The organism is Stenotrophomonas sp. Iso1, assembly GCF_027497995.1.
Classification (GTDB): domain Bacteria; phylum Pseudomonadota; class Gammaproteobacteria; order Xanthomonadales; family Xanthomonadaceae; genus Stenotrophomonas.
Genome location: NZ_JAODBT010000001.1, coordinates 2,067,117 through 2,082,918, shown reverse-complemented (window position 1 = coordinate 2,082,918; position 15,802 = coordinate 2,067,117). Strand labels below are relative to the sequence as shown.

Here is a 15,802-nt window from a genome sequence, read left to right as displayed (position 1 = left end):
CGGCGCTGTTCTCGTTGTAGCTGACCGTGTAGCTGGCCGGCGTCGGGTTGCCTGCACCATCGTCGCCCGGCGGAGTGAAGATCGTGCCCGGCTGGTTCGGACCCGGCGGCGTGCCGCCCTGGTTCGGATCTTCAAATGCCGGCGAATCATTCTCCGGGATCACATTGATGATGACCTTGCTGGTGGACGTGCCACCCTCGCCGTCATCAATGATCACGGTAAATTCGTCCGGACCGTTGTAGTTCGGGTTCGGGACATAGCTGTACTCGCCAGTCTCCGGATCGATGGTGACCGTACCATTGCTAGGAGGCTCGCCGATCACATAAGCCAGTTGATCACCGTCGGCGTCAGTACCTGTGACCCTACCGTCGATAGCGGTGTCTTCAGGGGTTGTGATCTCGTAGTCACCCGACTCCGGGTCAAAACTCTGGCCGGGTATGTAACCAGAGTCACCCGGATGCAAGCCTTCGTTCGGATCTACCGGCACCGGCAGATCGTTGACCGGGGTGACGTCGACACTGATCGTGCTGGTGCTGCTGCCACCTTTGCCATCGGTCACGGTGACGACAAAGGTATCCTTACCGTTGTAACCAGGCTTCGGGGTATAGGTGTATTCACCAGTCTGCGGGTTGAGCGACACCGTGCCATTGGAAGGTTGCGTGGTGACCGCATAGGTCAGCGCATCTCCGTCTACGTCCGTACCGGCAACGCGACCGTTCACCGGGTCGTTTTCGGCAACGGTGTGGGCGTAGTCCGGAGCTTCTGGCGTGCGGTTGCTGTGCTTGTCGCTATCACCATCGTCGACTGCAGCGTACACGGCGCCGGCGCCGACAAGGGCTAACGCAGCAATCGCCCAGCCCGGCAGCCCGGCTGCAGGCGGAACAAATCCTGCAGCGACGAGGTCTTCCTGGATCTCGGCAAAGTGGAAATCCGACCATGGACTGGTGTATTGACCCCACCAATGCACGCCCTCAACGTCTTCCAGAACTAGGTCGCTACGGTGCCCCTCATCATCTTGGACGAAGAAATCGCGAATAGTCAGGGTGCTGCCGTCTTTGAGGACAATCAGGAGGTCATTACCGACCTGTTCGAAACGATCCACCGTCTCCGGCCCGACCTTAATCTTGACGATGCTGGGCTGGTCGAGCACCAAATCCCCAGAATCAACAACGGTCACTTTGCCAGACGACTTGGTGATGATTTCCGTATTCATACATTCCCTCGTTGTAAGACTCTTTGAAATAGTCGCTGCGACTCAAGCTAGACATCGCGTCCGTCAACGCCCCAAGGCGATCAACAGGCGACGAACTCGATGATCAGCACGCTGGGAGCCATCACCAAGAGGTGATGGCGCGAGTTCAAGGACTGCCCCACTAGCGTTGACGTTGGATTCGATTTCAGATTCGAAAGGTACGGTCTTTGCGCCGAGCGTTTCATTCCGCTTGTCCTTGGATGATCATTGCGACGAAAAGCTTTGCCGAAGCTATAGTTCAGTCAAAGCGACAGAATTTATCGCGGCAAAAGTACGATTTCCCTGATCGTTAGGTATCGCGCCACTAAGCGAAGAAATGAGCGCTTTTTTTAAGATGGACATCGAGTGCGCATGCACAACTGTCCACCCCGCTATTCCTGCTATTCCTGCCATCATCGCTGAGGTCGCACAGAGCGCGACGAACCTTATCGATACTGTTCTCTTGCACCCGCAACCCCCTCGAAAACCCGGCGACGTCACGTGTCCAAGGACACAATTTCGTCTATAGCCGCACCATCCATGCCAGGGTTTTCAGCAGAAGACGCCTTATGGAAGGTGCTTCTCCTGATCCCGCTCCCAACGTGCGTTACAAGGATTTTTGCTTGTAGGAAGTACGCAGAGATGCAGGCGCAATCTATATATTCGCCCGAAGAGCATCAATCGCGCGTTACTCACCATTGCTCACATTGCGTGAGCAACGCCGAATTGAGCGGACAAGCCGCCGTATTGACACCCACAACCACTGGGCTGCGCCCCCTTCAGAGGCCGTGCTGAAAGTTCAATTTTTGAGAGTCGATCCCCGAAGACACAATCTTAGGGTTCGAACAAATACCCAGCGCCCCTCACCGCCTGCAATGGGAGCGCCTCCCCCGAACTCTCGAGGCACTTCCTACGCAGACGATAAATCAACATTTCAAGCCTATGCGGGTCGAAGTCGTTTACATCAGCGGTCAAGTTCTTAATCAACGTTTCGCGGGATACCGGTTCATTTGGAGTCGCCGCCAACGTCCTCATCACCTGACGCTCAGCTTGATTCAACGACAACGCAATACCCGCAGGGGTTGACAGGGTCCAGCCATTCCGATCCAAGGTCCATGTAGTGGAAAGAGATGCCACCAAGTCTTGACTAGTGCGCCGTTGCTGGACGTTGCGCAATGTTTCAATCACCTCGTCCATATCCGTCGGCTTCACCAAGTAGGCATCTACACCAGCGCGCAACCCACGTAGGCGCTCTGAAGACCCTCCCTGTCCGGTATACATGACGATTCCCAATGACGGCGAGAGACTGCGCATGTGCTTGGCAATCTCTATGCCATCGTCATCCGGTAGCCCGACATCCAGAAGAACGAGGTCAAATGGGGAGCTAGTCCACATGCGATAAAACTGCAATGCACTCGCAAGTCCGATAGCGTCAAATCCCGCATTTCGTAGGACGGGCACCACGATCTTCTCTCGAAGCTCTTCATCGTCTTCCACAATCGCAATGCGCGGTAACAAGGGTATCTTCTCGAGAGCGGTTCCTTGGAGCATCATATCGGATACCACGAGGCTGTTTCGACTAGGTCTCATCAGCTTGGGCCAACACCTTCTCCGGAGCCCAACTCACGACTTAATGAAAGCCGGTCGATTGGCGCAGCCCACGCTGCTCGCCTGACTTCAGTCTCTTGTTTTATTGACACCGAACTGCGCCTAAATAGATAACTCACCCGCAAGCTCGAAAATTTCTCAAATATCTGACGACAATTGACGTAGCTCTCCCTCGTTACGACGAAACTGGTTGAACAGATAGGCAGCCTGATCGGACGATAACAGCCAACCATCAACTTGGCTTCCTGCCACCACTTGCAAAAGCAGGCACGGATAGCAAGAGAAATATAAAAAATCATCCATGAGACGAAGAATAGAAAAATAAGCACTGCTTTAGATACTTTTTTCCAAAACATTGCCAGGTATCCCATGAATCCAATCTCGCGCTGGTTAAACACGCCCCCTATAGCCAACCCCGTCGACCGACGTAATGCGCCTTTTATGCAGATACTGCTATTGTTCTTCGGCATCTTCGTCCCGCTGAACAAAGCAATCTTCTTATATGCAATCTTCAGCGGTTCTTGGCAGAAACCTGGCTCAATGCAGCTCTATGCAGACCTGGCCACCGACATCCTACTGATCGCCTCCGCTTGGATAGCTCTTAGATTGATACGTCGGGGACTCTTCCATAAGGGTGTGACACTGTTCCTTTCGGTGACCGCGTTATGCGTCGGCGTTGCCTATGCCAGCGTGGGTTTGGCTCATGTGCGGCCGGACCCCATCCCTTTGCTGCTGCTGTCACTGGCTGGTCTGGTACTAGGCCGCCGCCCTCTGTGGCTCATGCTGGCATCGTTATCAGCAATGCTATTGATATGCGCTGTTTTGGACTTTTTTCGCGCGCCCCCTATTGCGCCGTCCGCATCGATCGGCAAGGCCATCTCAATTTTCGGCATCTGGCTGATCATCACTTTGGTGCTGGATCGCACTGTCGCCGCACTGCGTAAAAGCCTAGAAGAATCTGAGCGGCGGCGCCGAGCGCTGGAGCAATCCAACTTGAACCTCCGCGACGTGATCGAGGAGCGTGAACGTACCCAAACTCAACTTATTCATTCGCAAAAAATGGACGCCGCCGGTCGCTTGGCCAGTGGACTTGCACACGACTTCAACAATGTTCTGGTCGTCATCCTAGGGTACGCCCAACAACGAAACCAACTAGCTAAAGATGGTGAGATCCCCGCACTCGTATCGACATTGGAAAGCATCGAAGTAGCAACACGCCGCGCCATGGCTATCAGCAGGAAGCTGTTGAACTTCAGCCGCTTAGAAGTGGCGAATGCTGAAACGTTCGACGCTGGCACGGCGATACAGGAGCTTCAATCAATGTTGCGACAGTTGCTGGGCAATCGAATCCGCTTGCAGCTGGATACACCGAAACGCCCACTTCCTATCCACATGGATAGGAACCATTTTGAACTGGCAATCCTCAATATCGCGGGCAACTCTCGCGATGCAATGCATGAGACTGGCACCTTCCGGATTTCCGCCTCCGCTGATTCTGAAGCAACACTACTTACGTTGACGTTGTCTGACGACGGACCCGGCATGTCGGAAGCAGTACTCGCGAATGCGTTCGATCCGTTCTTTACAACAAAACCTAGCGGCGAAGGCACCGGACTGGGTCTATCAGTGGTTAGAGATATCGTGGCCAAAGCTGGCGGCACGACTCACCTTGATTGTCCGTCTGCTGGTGGCACTACCACGAAAATCGAACTTCCCTTGGCCCAACCTGTTGCCGGCGGTCGTGGCCGGGGCACCACCTCCCCGGACACGCTCCCTGTCTTATAAGAGCGAGTACGTGCAGTTCCAGAATTTCCTGGACAGAGCTAGTCGTTGTTGAGATGACCTCGGGAGACGGCCATGTTTGCAGGCAAGATCACCATCAAGAATCCGGCGAGTTTATATGCCCAAGATCAATTGCCCGCCTATTGCGATTGATATCGAGTGTCCGGCTTACAACGCTGGCATGGTCAATAGATAAAACTAAAGCTTTTGTGCAGCACGCCTGGTCCAAACCTCAAACGACTGCTCTGCAGGCAACGGGCTACCAATGCCATGGCACGTGCAGGAAATCGCTTCTACCGGGTTCATTTTTATTTCCTTTCTCAAAACGGCAACGCACAAGACCCGGACGATACCGGGTCATGTGCGTTTGCTTGTTTATGGAATTAGTCATTGACTTGCGACCACACTGGTCGGAGCGGGTATCAGGGAAGCTTCAGGGGGTTCTTCGGCCGACGCGGCGCTGTGTCTGGTTGGGGAGAATGGACGGCCGGCGTTGCGTGTTGGATCACGCGATGCGGGGGGCTTCTACCGGAAGATGTGCGGGTTCCAGAGGTGTGAATCGACGCTCGGGTAACGCCGAAACTGGCGACGTTGCCTGCGCACTCTCATTCCGTATCGAGCAAACACCCGGACATCCCTGCGTCGCCGCTGACCTGGTCCGCACCGCAGATCCTGAGGCAGTCCGGCATTCCCATCCTGATCGTGCCGCGTGCCTGGAAGAACCGGCCGATCGGAAAGAAAGTGTTGGTGGCATGGAACGGCAGTCGGCAATCCCGGCGTGCGATTGCCGATGCGATGCCCATGCTCATCAGCGCCGAGGAAGTCACGCTGTTGATCATCGACGCCGAACGCAAGGCCGAACTTCATGGCGACGAGCCCGGCGCCGACATGGCCGCCTATCTCGCACGACACCATGTGAAAGTCGAGCTACGGCGCGTCACCTCCGGAGGCCTCCCGGTCGCCGAGGTGATCATCTCGCACGCGAAGGCCGATCAATGCGACATGGTCGTGTTTGGTGCCTACAGCCGCCCCAAGCTGAGCGAAGCGCTCTTTGGCGGCGTCACCCGAACGTTGCTGACGGAGGTTCCGATCCCGCTGTTCGTCTCGCAATAGGCACGCGTGTAGCCACACACGATCAGGCGCCCAGCGCCGCCTGTCAGTCACATCTGCTGCTGGCACTCTCCTGCCACCAGAGATCCTCCGAGGTTGCCTCCCCCAACCTGCGGAGACCTGCAGTCCACCGGACTGCACGAACGTCGCGATGACGTCCGTCCCGAGGGTGCGGTCAAGCCCGCACCCTCGGCTTTTTACTTCACCTGTGCCCTGAACGGGATAGAAGTCGCGTAGCAGGAAGAAATCAAAGTCTGATTTAGAGAAAAGTCCTCTCGCAGGAGATGAATCGCCCAGGCTTTTTTAGACACTCTTCAGCCGTTTAGTGCGTACTGCCGTTCAAACTCTATCGGCGACAGCCCCCCATTTGGAGCCGTGTCGTCGAGTCGAGTTGTAAAACATCTCGATGTACTGGAAGACATCGGCACGTGCCTCGTCGTGATTGCTGTAGATCCGCCGCTTAATCCGTTCGCGTTTCAACAGCTGGAAGAAGCTCTCCGTTGCTGCGTTGTCATGGCAGTTTCCCCGCCGACTCATGCTGCATACGATGTCGTGCTCGTGTAGGAAGCATTGCCAGCCTTCGCTGGTGAACTGAGTTCCTTGGTCAGAGTGCACAAGCAATCCTGGATCGGGCTTGCGTCGCCATACCGCGGCGAGTAACGCCTGCAGCACGAGGTCGGCGTGCTGTGTGGGACGTGTTGCCCAACCCACTACCTGGCGTGAGAACAAATCAAACACAACGGCCACGTACATGAAGCCGTCGTAAGTCCGGATGTAGGTGATGTCCGTTACCCATGCGCGATTTGGTTCACTCACTTTGAAGCCACGGGCCAAGATTGACCACCTCCCAGCTTTTTGAAACATTCAAAAGTAGAGAAATTCGGCGAAACTAACCCCAAGCAGAGAGGTGGTTTTGCCATGAAGAAGTCGAAGTTCACCGAAGAGCAGATTGCGTTTGCCCTACGTCAGGCCGAGGGCGGGACATCGGTCGGCGAAACGTGCCGGAAGATGGGAATTTCCGAAGTGACCTTCCGATGTCCGTAGACCAAGCCACTCTCAAGCCAGCTGTGCTTGATCAGTCCAAGCAGTCGTTGGTCATCCCGTTCGCGGGGGCTTATCGGACCTCGAAGCCAGACGTAGTAGCCGCTGCGATGGACACTCAGTACCCGGCACATGGCTGCCAACCCGAACTGATCTGTATGGCGCCTCATGAAGGCGTACTTTGCTCTTACCCCCTGGCAAAGTGCGCGGCGGCTTTCTTTTGGATGTCTCGCTCTTCAGTGACGCGACGCAACTCAGCTTTTAGCCGGCGAATTTCCGCGTTCTGATCAACCTCAACGCGGCGGCCTACCTCTCCTAAGCCGTGCTGACGTCTCCAACCGTACAAACTGTGGGCCGATACACCCAGCCGCTCAGCAACCTCAGCTAGTGGCCGGCCATATTCGACAATTTGCCGAACCGCCTCGATCTTGAACTCATCCGTGCAACGTTTCGTACTCATAGCCACCTCAGCCTAAGCCATAGTTTATGGTTGCGAGGTGTCTACGAAATCCTGGGCGATTCATACCAGCGCCGCCGCTTCCCCCATTGACCAGGCGGTAAGCGCAGTAGCACCCTAGAAGAAAAAGACCAGAAGCAGGAAGAAGCCCGAACCAGGCAAGCACGGAAACTCCGGACGTCCCTCTCAGTCCCCCCACAATTATTGCGTTCTCATATGCAGCAATCACTGCATTCGATGACGACGGGCTTGTATGAACGGCTTGAAGATCATCACTGGCCAAGATTCTTCTCGGCTGCGCAACGCCAACCTGCGCCTGCCCCTTGCTGCGAGCGCGTGCGAAATCGGTATCGAAGTACGGCTCATCGCTCTCCCATTCTTCAATTGTCACATAACCACATCTTTTGCTGGATGACATAATCACTCAACCACCATCCTCTCTTGAACAATGACATCCCCATCCACAAGAGCATCTCGCACAATCAGCTCTATCGCTAGAGCGGAGTGTCGACTCCCCTTAGCTCAATCCAGGATTAACAACAGCATTTTCAGGGCGAAGCCGAGCCAGAGAATGGCGCCACTGCCCATCGAAACCCAATAGAGCAGCTTTTCACCAGAGGCCAGCGGTTGCGGTGGTTTGATCTTGTTTTGCAATGCAGCTGGCATGGGGCCGTCACGCGCTGGGTCATATTCGGCTTGTGTCAGGTCCTGTGCGCTGAACTTTGGAATGTAGCCAAAGCGACTGCCAATGATCGGCATCATCGCGAATGGCCAGAACAGGATCGTCCATAGCGGCGTAAACACCCACATCCAGCGGCGCGAACGAGGCGAGCGATCTTCCCAGTGAGGTAAGCCGATCCATGGATTGAAGAAACCATAGCGGTAAGCGTCCCAGAAACCGGGGCGCTCGCCGGGCAACAAATGGATATCGGGCAGTCCTTCCCAGTCGCCCTCCATATAACGGGCCAGAAATTCGTAAGTGGACAGACAATCGTATAGGCCCAGGGCGTTCTGCACCATCATGTGCTTCCACGCGCGCTTGCCGTCCTCGCTGGGCTGGACCATGTGCAGATTGCAGGAAGTGGAGGCGCCGACTGTGCTGACACTTGTCACCGGTTCAATGTAGGGCCTTAAATCATTCCACTGAGCCTCCACACGGTGTTTCCCTTGCATTTGAACCAGCTTCCCTTTCTTCCGATCAATCAGCAACAGATAAGCGACAGGCTCACGCCTCAGGTGCCTTAGAAAGCCAATTCCGGCCCCTCCAAACATGGAGAAAATTACAATACATATGAATACTATAATGGCACTTACCGAGCCTACTCTCTGATATTCATTGAATATCAACCAGCCACCAAGGAATACCATGCCAGCACAAAGAAGCATTAAATAAAATATACCTCCATTCGCAGCAATGGAACCACTCCCCCCGGAAGCAATCTTCATCGATTTGAAATTTACATCAAGCACCAAACCATCTGATCGACCATATTTACCTTTCACGGGCAGGGGATACATAGGCCGGCGTCGGGGCACAATCAATGGGACCCCGCCATCAAGCACCACCTCTTCAGCGGGATTTACACGCAGCCGCTCTTCCGAAATCATATCGCGTCAGCCATTGTGATTGATCTACTCAATCCGTCAGGTGCTGGTATCACTAGATTCGGCTGCGAAACACCTTCCGGCATATACCTGAGATGTACAGCCACCATCGCCAGCGCATCTCCGTAATATCCCATAATCCAGCGAACCCCACCTTTGTCTGTGGCACCCAACACGCCGCCTGTGGTGGGTGGACTGAGACCTTGGACACGCCCCATTACTCCCGAAGATAGTCCTATCGGGTCACTTATACCCGTACCACGCGGGTCAACCAGACGGCGGTGCTCGGCAACCATGTGCCTACTGCCATCGGTCATGGTAAAGGTTAATGTATAGCTGAGTACTCCTTCTCCCGCTGCAATGTCAGGCACATCGATTTCCACGATAATGGTGCCATGCCCAAAAATTCCCTTTCGCCATTGCATGCATAACTCCATGGGTATCTCGAAGAGCTTCTCGAACGCAAGCTGCTCCTGCCTGCCATCATTGTATGAAGGCTTTATTCCAAAACAGCAGGAACGAAGCCACGCTTGCAATCCATTGTCCTTCCAAGCATCTCCAACAAATATGGCAGCAATACCCAGTATTGCGAGTCCGAGCGCCAAGACTCCCCAAGCAACCGGTCCAAGACCCAGAACAAGACCTCCTGAAACAACTGAAGCCATCCCGCCTGCAGCTGCTGCAGCGCCCCCCGCTGTCATGAATACTCCTCCGAGCATCAATGCGGCACCGGAGTCATTATCAGCCGATTGAAAACGCTCATAGCCGTCGATAAAGGTCAATACCCCACCCACAACACCAGAAACCCCACCAATTACTCCCCCTACGCCCGCGATTCGCGCTGGTGTCAGCCTCAAGATCAGTGCTTTGTCTGCAGATGCACCAGTGAGTAGATAGCCCGCCGCTATTACTTCGGCGAACGCTCCCACCACACCCAATGTTGAACCAATTACTTTGGCCCAAGTCTTTTCGTCCGGCTTCTCCTGCAGCTCCTTGTACGATGCGGCCAAAGACGTAACCTGCAGCGCGCCGATCCAAGCAGAAAAGGCGCCGTTCACTCCTCCATTTTTGGCCAATTTCACCGCATCGCTCAACCAGTTCCTGGACGGGCTGCGCTGCAGCGTGGCCAATGCCGCTGGCACGACCGCAGCTTGCGGTGTCGCTGATGGAAGACCCACTCGGGCCTGGTTGCGCGCAGCCGCAGCGGATACTCTGGCGTTCCGTGCCTCGGCCTGGCGCAGGACCTCCAAATCCTCGGCCAGCTTCTTCAGCCCCTGCTCCATTGCAACGGCCAAGGCAGTCTTCTGGGGTCCGGGACCATTGCGCATGCGCCGGCCCTCTGCTCTGCGCTCCGCCCGAGCTTCCTGACGGCGCTGCTGGCGGCTGGCGTCACGCGCCCCTTCCGCGGACATCATGGATACATCAGGCGGGTCACCAAATCTGATGCGCAGCAAGGGAATTTTTTTAAGCCCGGCCTCTCCCAGCTCACTGGCGTAATCGCCCAACTTGACCTTGGCCACGCGCCGCCCTTCCGGGTCGATGAACTGCTGGTTGCGGCTCTCAATCGGCGCCCCCCACGCAGCCTCATTATTCTCGCGCACCAATGCAGCCAGCGTTTTCTCTTCATAGAACGGTATGGCCACAGCGCGGTGCCAAAGCGCCCCCACCAGCGCGAAGATACGAACTTGTTTGAAAGCAGCGTTCTGCGCACGCGTCAGCAATCCCTGTAACGACAGGGTCAACTGCTGGACTGCCTCCGCAAGCGGCAGCGTGGCCCTGAATAGCGGATCGGCCTGTCCCAGTTGGGCCGCCGCGCCCGACGCAGCACTCAGTGTTGCGCCTGCGGACAAATGTAGGGTGGCGGCCATCTTCTGATAGGCATTGATCCACTCATCCACCACACCATAGGCCGTCTTGAAGCTTCCGAGCACGTCCGAGCCTTGGTCCTCTTTCAGGAACTTCAGCAACGGCTTCTGCCCGGCCAACATGGCCCGGTACCACAGGTTCTCTTCAATAGGCTTGTCCAGCAGCTGCTGCGCAAGCGCGCGGCCTGATGCGGACAACTCGAGCCCGCACAGAACGGTTCCCAGCTGGCACACCATGTCTGTGGTCGAGCGTACATCTTCCGCATCGAAATCGCAGCGGGCGGCGCGCTCGAAGTTAAAAGATTCCATGTAGCGTTTGGCATCATCGCCCAACAACGACAAGGCGCCATCCAGGGTACCTTTTTCCCTCTTGTAGGCACTTTCAAACTGGCTAATGGACGCGGCATTGAGCTTGTCGCGATAGTCGCTGACCCACTCGGCACTCTTTTCCTTTTTTTCGCCCGGGTTGGCGCCCTGCCCCCACGCTTTCTCAAGCTGGTCGATCAGCCCTTTGGCCCGCAGCTGCCGAGAATATTTCGCATCGATGGCCTCGATCTGCAGCCTTGTCACCTTTTCGTGGTGGCGTATTTCCTGGGCAACACCCATCGGGTCATCAAGATAGAGCGCCACACCTCCCATGCCGCGGGAACAGACCCCATGCACCCGCTCACCAATTGCCGCAGCAATGCCGGACAGGTCACGTGCTGGCGTGATGCTGGCTTGGAATGGTGCAAGCACACCGCAGTACTCGCGCACCAGCGCTTGCAAGTTGCCGCCGTCCTTTGCGATGCCCAACGCCTTGTTGGTACCGGTGGCACCCTTGGCCATCGCCATAAGACTGGGCACATCAAAATCATGGAAGCGCGTGCGTAGGTACTGCGCCATCTGCTCGTCGGCATCTGCCGGCACCTTGTCCTGCAGGATTGCGGTTTTGAAAATGTCCAATTGCGCTGGGGTGTACAAGGTGCTGGCGTAGGACAGCCAGATGCGCTTGGCATCTTGGGGCTGGGTGACCATGAACATCGATGAGCGCACGCCGTGATCGGTGCGTCCGCACTGGTAGTCAGACGCATTAGGTGTTGTCTTTGCAGGAAACTCCCACAGCGCGCCATCGCTACCAACAAAGAACACCCGCCATGTCCCGCCGTTGCGCTCGTCCAACACATGCAGATAGCCCTGACTGAGCGGGCGCATAAGCAACTCGCCGGACATCTGCTTGAAATCGGTTTCCGAAAGATTCGCTTTTACCGATGTCTCCGTCCTGCCTTGCCAGTACGCATAGGCAAAACGCAACGGCAGAATGGGTAGGCCCTGCTTGTCACAACGCTGGCAATCACCAAACGTGCCTGCATTGGAACTGGTATCCCGCGTCTTCTGTGCGATCCCTGCGCCGTCAGCCATGACTTGTTCCTTGCTTCTGATTTGATTTGAGCAGCCACTGGCCAGCGGCTATTTCGTTCCATACTTCCGGGGTCGCACAGGCAGCTGCATCCACGTAATGACACCTGCCACTGCGGGCCTCGGCCAACCAAACCGCCACTATCGGATGCTGTTCTATCTGACTATGCACGAGGCAGCGGTGCAGGATAAAGGCGATGCAATCTGCCTCCTGTAATGGCGACAGACCTGCTTCAGCAGCGGCGCGCACAGCGTCATAAAGCCTGTCATTTTCAACTGCACCACCTCCCGTGTGGATCAGCCAATCCGCACTGACGTGATTGATCACCCGCAACCAGTCGAGGCGGGTGATCGCGTCTTTTGGCAGTTCGCTCAGCATGCCGATATCACCAACCGGAAGTGTTCGCAGGTGACCCGTGCTGCCTAGGAACCACCAGTTGCTCAAACCCTCAAGGTGAAATCCACGATCGACGAACGCCGTCATATGCTGCGCAACGCGAGGGTCGTAGAACCTGAGCAGCCAAGGCTTTCCATCTTCCCGCCGCGTCATCTGCGAAACGAGATGCGCACGGAGTTCATTCACAGACAGGTCGCTATTGATCCAACCGCAGATCGGATAGGGCAGATGGGGTTTTGCGCATTGCACCCATGCCTGCTCGAACGAGTGATCGAAGAATCCACCGATTGCATTCCGCAATGGAACAAGAAACGGACACAGTTGGCTGGGAAATTGAAAAGCGCGCAGCTCAAGCGTGATTTCACGATACGGTTCAACCTCGCTATCCCCGGACCGGTCCCATGGCGTACCCATTGTTGGGTCAACGAACAGATACGCTTGGCCCGCACGGAACACTTTTGTGCGCAACGCCTCCAGCGTTGCCCACTTAGTGGCTTCATCGCCAGCGTACTCAGACAACGACACGGCCACCGCCCCCGTTTGCGGCGTCCTTGAACTTCTCCATGCAGCCACTGAACGGCGCACTGACCCGTTCCGCCCGCCCATTAACGCTCGCCGGCCCAACCCACTCCCTCTGGCTTGCCTTGAACTCAATCTTCCCCGGTGCGCCCAGTTCGATGTTGTCGCCTTCAATGCGGATGTAGGCACCGGCCGCGCTTGCCAGCAGGTGCTTGCTCGGCGCCGACAGTTGTACGTCCGCTTCGGTGCTGGCAATACGTACTTCCGTCTTCGCAGCGACCTTGACCAGGTTCTGGTGCGCTCTGGCGCTGACCTTGCCTTGTGCGGCGTGTAAGGCGATGCCGCGTTCCTGATTGGGGCTTTCGCTACGCGCTTGCTGTCCTGCGGTGTACACCATCAGCCCGTTGGCAACGGCCAGCGTGAGTGCACCTTGCGTCATCCAGTTCAGTGCGACACCCGCACTCAAAGTGGTATGCGTGCCGCTTACCCAGGCCTGATCGGCCGGAGTCAGGCTGAGTACGCCAGCGACACCGCTGCCCAGCAAGACCGGTGCGCTCCAGCCAATGGCTTCACCACCCCCACCGGCGATACTGCCGCCCGTGCTACCACTGTGCGTGGCCTTGAGTTGCTCTTGCAGCTCGCCCAGGGTCTGGTCGACGGCTAGTTCAGCCGGCTCGTTCGGCAGCTGCGCTTGCTGCTCTCTGGCTGAATCGGCCAGTGACTTGAGTAGGTTCTGGCTTTCAGCCAGCTGGGCCATCGCCTGCGGTGCGGCCAACTGTTGGGTGCCGGTCTCGGTGGTCAGTAGTAGGCCTTTGCCGGCGCGTAGGCTGCCCTGTGCCTGGGTGGAAAGCTCCACACCGAATCCGCGTTCACCGGCACGCACGTTGTCATGCCCGCCCTTCAGATGCCCCAAGGTCAAGGTGCTGTCGAACTGTGTGGTCGAGAGCTGCGCACGGCCCTGCCCTGGCGTGTCATCAAAACGCAGTTGTTGATAGCCGCCGGTGCCGGCCTGGCTCTGTGCCAATGCCTGACTCTTGAAGCCGGTAAACACCGCTGCATGATCATTGCCCTCAAACCAAGCTGCCGCATTACCCGTTGCATTTGCACCACCGCCATTGAGCTGGTTGTGCTGGGCGTCGGCCTGGCCGCGACCGTTATAGACCGCGCCCACCACCACCGGGCGGTCGATGTCGCCCTCAAGGAAAGCCACCAACACTTCCTGGCCGCGACGCGGCAGCACCACGCCGCCCCAGTTGTCGCCGGCCCAAGGGGTCATCACACGCACCCAGGTCCAGGCATTGCCATCGGCGCTGGCGTTATCGTCACCGCCCGGATGCGCCAAACCGCTGCTGGCATTGCCCCCGCGCTGCCACGGAAACTGCACCTTGATGCGGTGATCACGGTCGGACAACAAGGGCTCACCGTCACTGACGACGACCGCACTGAGCGTACCGGTGACGGTCGGGCGCGGATGCAGGTGCATGCCGTGGCCATCTTCGGTTCTCGGGCGGTACACCGCGTCGGCGGGGATGGCCACGAACTGGTTATCGTAGAACGTGCTGGAGATACTGTTCGGCTCAGCGATGTCGGCCCTGCCCCCCAGCGCGGCCGGCAGCTGGGGCACGGCAACGCTGGCCGGCCCAAGTGTTTGCTCCAGTGTGTCGAACACATCTGCATCCAGATTATTGCGGGCCTGGTGATGTACTGACAGGCACAAGAAGCTGTCACCTGCTTCCACCTGTGGATGCTGGTGAAGGCTGAAGCGTGCGCCCGGCATGAGCCCGCGCCATTGCCCTGCGCCGTTGATGACATGACTGTCCACACGTGGGGCATCCAGATGTTGCTGTGCACGTCGTTGGCCACGGGTGTTCTCCTGCCAGCCATATGGCCCGCAGGTATCGCGGTCGACGATGCCAAAATCTTCGCCCTGCGCGGCTTCAGCGCTGGCCTGCCGGCGCTCCAAGGTGCGGTAGTCCCAAGTGGCGCGCTCCACGCGGCTGGTGCGCCAGCGGCGGGCAACATCCCAGCGCTGCACAGTGTCACTGCGCTCGCTCTCGTCGCGGCGGTGGAAACGAACGCTGCCCAATTCGCGGGTATCGTGGCTGTGGTCCGCAAGCACGAGGGTGTGTTTGCCGTAGTCCGCATCGCTGGCCTCGCCTTCATGCTCGAACCAGTAGTAGATGCCTTCCTCTGCGAGCAACCGCTGCACGAAGGCAAGGTCGCTCTCCTGGTACTGAGTCGTCAGGCTGCGCCTGGCGTACTGGCTGGCATCACTCAGCGACCAACGCCACGCCGGCGCCAGAACGCCATAGTCGGCGAAGATGTCTTCGACGATCTCCACGACGGTTTTGTCATGGAACACATAGCTGTCCACGCGTTGTGACAGGAAAGCCAACCATGGCTGCAGCCGCAGGCGATACCGTGCCAAGCCGCCGTTGCTGCCGATACGATCAACGGCAGTAATGCGCCCATGCAACGGACGCAGACCACCATCGGCCTGTTGCAGTTGCAGCAGCGCAGCCTGGCCGACCAACGGCGCCAACGCGAGGCCCGCGTCTGTTGATAGCGCGGTGACCGTCCACTGGAATCCCGGGCCATCTACCTGTTCGATACCGTCCAGGGTTTCCGCCACCAGCACCTCGCTTCCCAAGGCGGTATGCAGCCGCAGGAATCGCTGTGCGTGCGCCGGCCCTGCCAGTGCTGCCAATATGTTGCTTGCCAGATCCATGGTCATTCCCTGCCTTGCAATACGCGCGCCTGCCCCCTCAAGCGAACACGCGGTTCATGCA

At 57.2% G+C, this 15,802-nt stretch carries 8 protein-coding genes and 3 pseudogenes; 3 read left to right on the top strand and 8 right to left on the bottom strand.

Going from position 1 to position 15,802, the window contains the following annotated elements; genetic code table 11:
- Both PAN08_RS09150 and PAN08_RS09145 read right to left on the bottom strand, forming a co-directional pair.
- On the bottom strand, window positions 1-1,213 hold a 1,213-nt coding region (locus PAN08_RS09150; protein WP_269791123.1), incomplete at its 3' end, for a tandem-95 repeat protein.
- Between the two features lie 852 nt (window positions 1,214-2,065).
- A complete protein-coding gene (locus PAN08_RS09145) occupies window positions 2,066-2,785 on the bottom strand; it encodes a response regulator transcription factor (RefSeq protein WP_269791122.1) in 720 nt (239 codons plus the stop codon).
- Window positions 2,786-3,208: 423 nt separating this feature from the next.
- Between PAN08_RS09145 and PAN08_RS09140 the strand changes: the two genes are divergently transcribed.
- Both PAN08_RS09140 and PAN08_RS09135 read left to right on the top strand, forming a co-directional pair.
- On the top strand, window positions 3,209-4,624 hold the full coding sequence (locus PAN08_RS09140) for an ATP-binding protein (protein ID WP_269791121.1): 1,416 nt from the start codon (window positions 3,209-3,211) through the stop codon (window positions 4,622-4,624).
- Window positions 4,625-5,212: 588 nt separating this feature from the next.
- Window positions 5,213-5,734, top strand: a complete 522-nt coding sequence (locus PAN08_RS09135) for a universal stress protein (RefSeq protein ID WP_269791120.1) — start codon at window positions 5,213-5,215, stop codon at window positions 5,732-5,734.
- Window positions 5,735-6,045: 311 nt separating this feature from the next.
- On the opposite strand, the pseudogene PAN08_RS09130 reads toward PAN08_RS09135, so the two are convergent.
- A pseudogene (locus PAN08_RS09130) lies at window positions 6,046-6,571 on the bottom strand (IS3 family transposase); the annotation flags it as partial.
- Window positions 6,572-6,649: 78 nt separating this feature from the next.
- Here PAN08_RS09130 and PAN08_RS09125 point away from each other — a divergent pair.
- Window positions 6,650-6,763, top strand: a pseudogene (locus tag PAN08_RS09125) (transposase); the annotation flags it as partial.
- On the opposite strand, the pseudogene PAN08_RS09120 reads toward PAN08_RS09125, so the two are convergent.
- From PAN08_RS09120 to tssI, 5 genes and pseudogenes are all read right to left on the bottom strand, one after another.
- Window positions 6,745-7,232: pseudogene (locus tag PAN08_RS09120) on the bottom strand (transposase); the annotation flags it as partial. The pseudogenes PAN08_RS09125 and PAN08_RS09120 sit on opposite strands and share 19 nt — an antisense overlap.
- A 519-nt stretch (window positions 7,233-7,751) precedes the next feature.
- Window positions 7,752-8,837, bottom strand: coding sequence for a hypothetical protein (locus PAN08_RS09115; RefSeq protein ID WP_269791119.1), 1,086 nt, complete (start codon window positions 8,835-8,837; stop codon window positions 7,752-7,754).
- Window positions 8,834-12,100 (bottom strand): toxin VasX, encoded by a 3,267-nt coding sequence (locus PAN08_RS09110; RefSeq protein WP_269791118.1) that lies wholly within the window; start codon window positions 12,098-12,100, stop codon window positions 8,834-8,836. Before PAN08_RS09110 ends, PAN08_RS09115 begins: the two co-directional genes overlap by 4 nt.
- Complete coding sequence (locus tag PAN08_RS09105; RefSeq protein WP_269791117.1) at window positions 12,093-13,019, bottom strand: DUF4123 domain-containing protein; 927 nt, start codon at window positions 13,017-13,019, stop codon at window positions 12,093-12,095. The genes PAN08_RS09110 and PAN08_RS09105 overlap by 8 nt, the downstream gene beginning before the upstream one ends.
- Entirely contained in the window at window positions 13,006-15,741 is a 2,736-nt protein-coding gene (gene tssI, locus PAN08_RS09100; RefSeq protein WP_269791116.1) for a type VI secretion system Vgr family protein, read from the bottom strand. The genes PAN08_RS09105 and tssI overlap by 14 nt, the downstream gene beginning before the upstream one ends.
- Window positions 15,742-15,802: the final 61 nt, after the last annotated feature.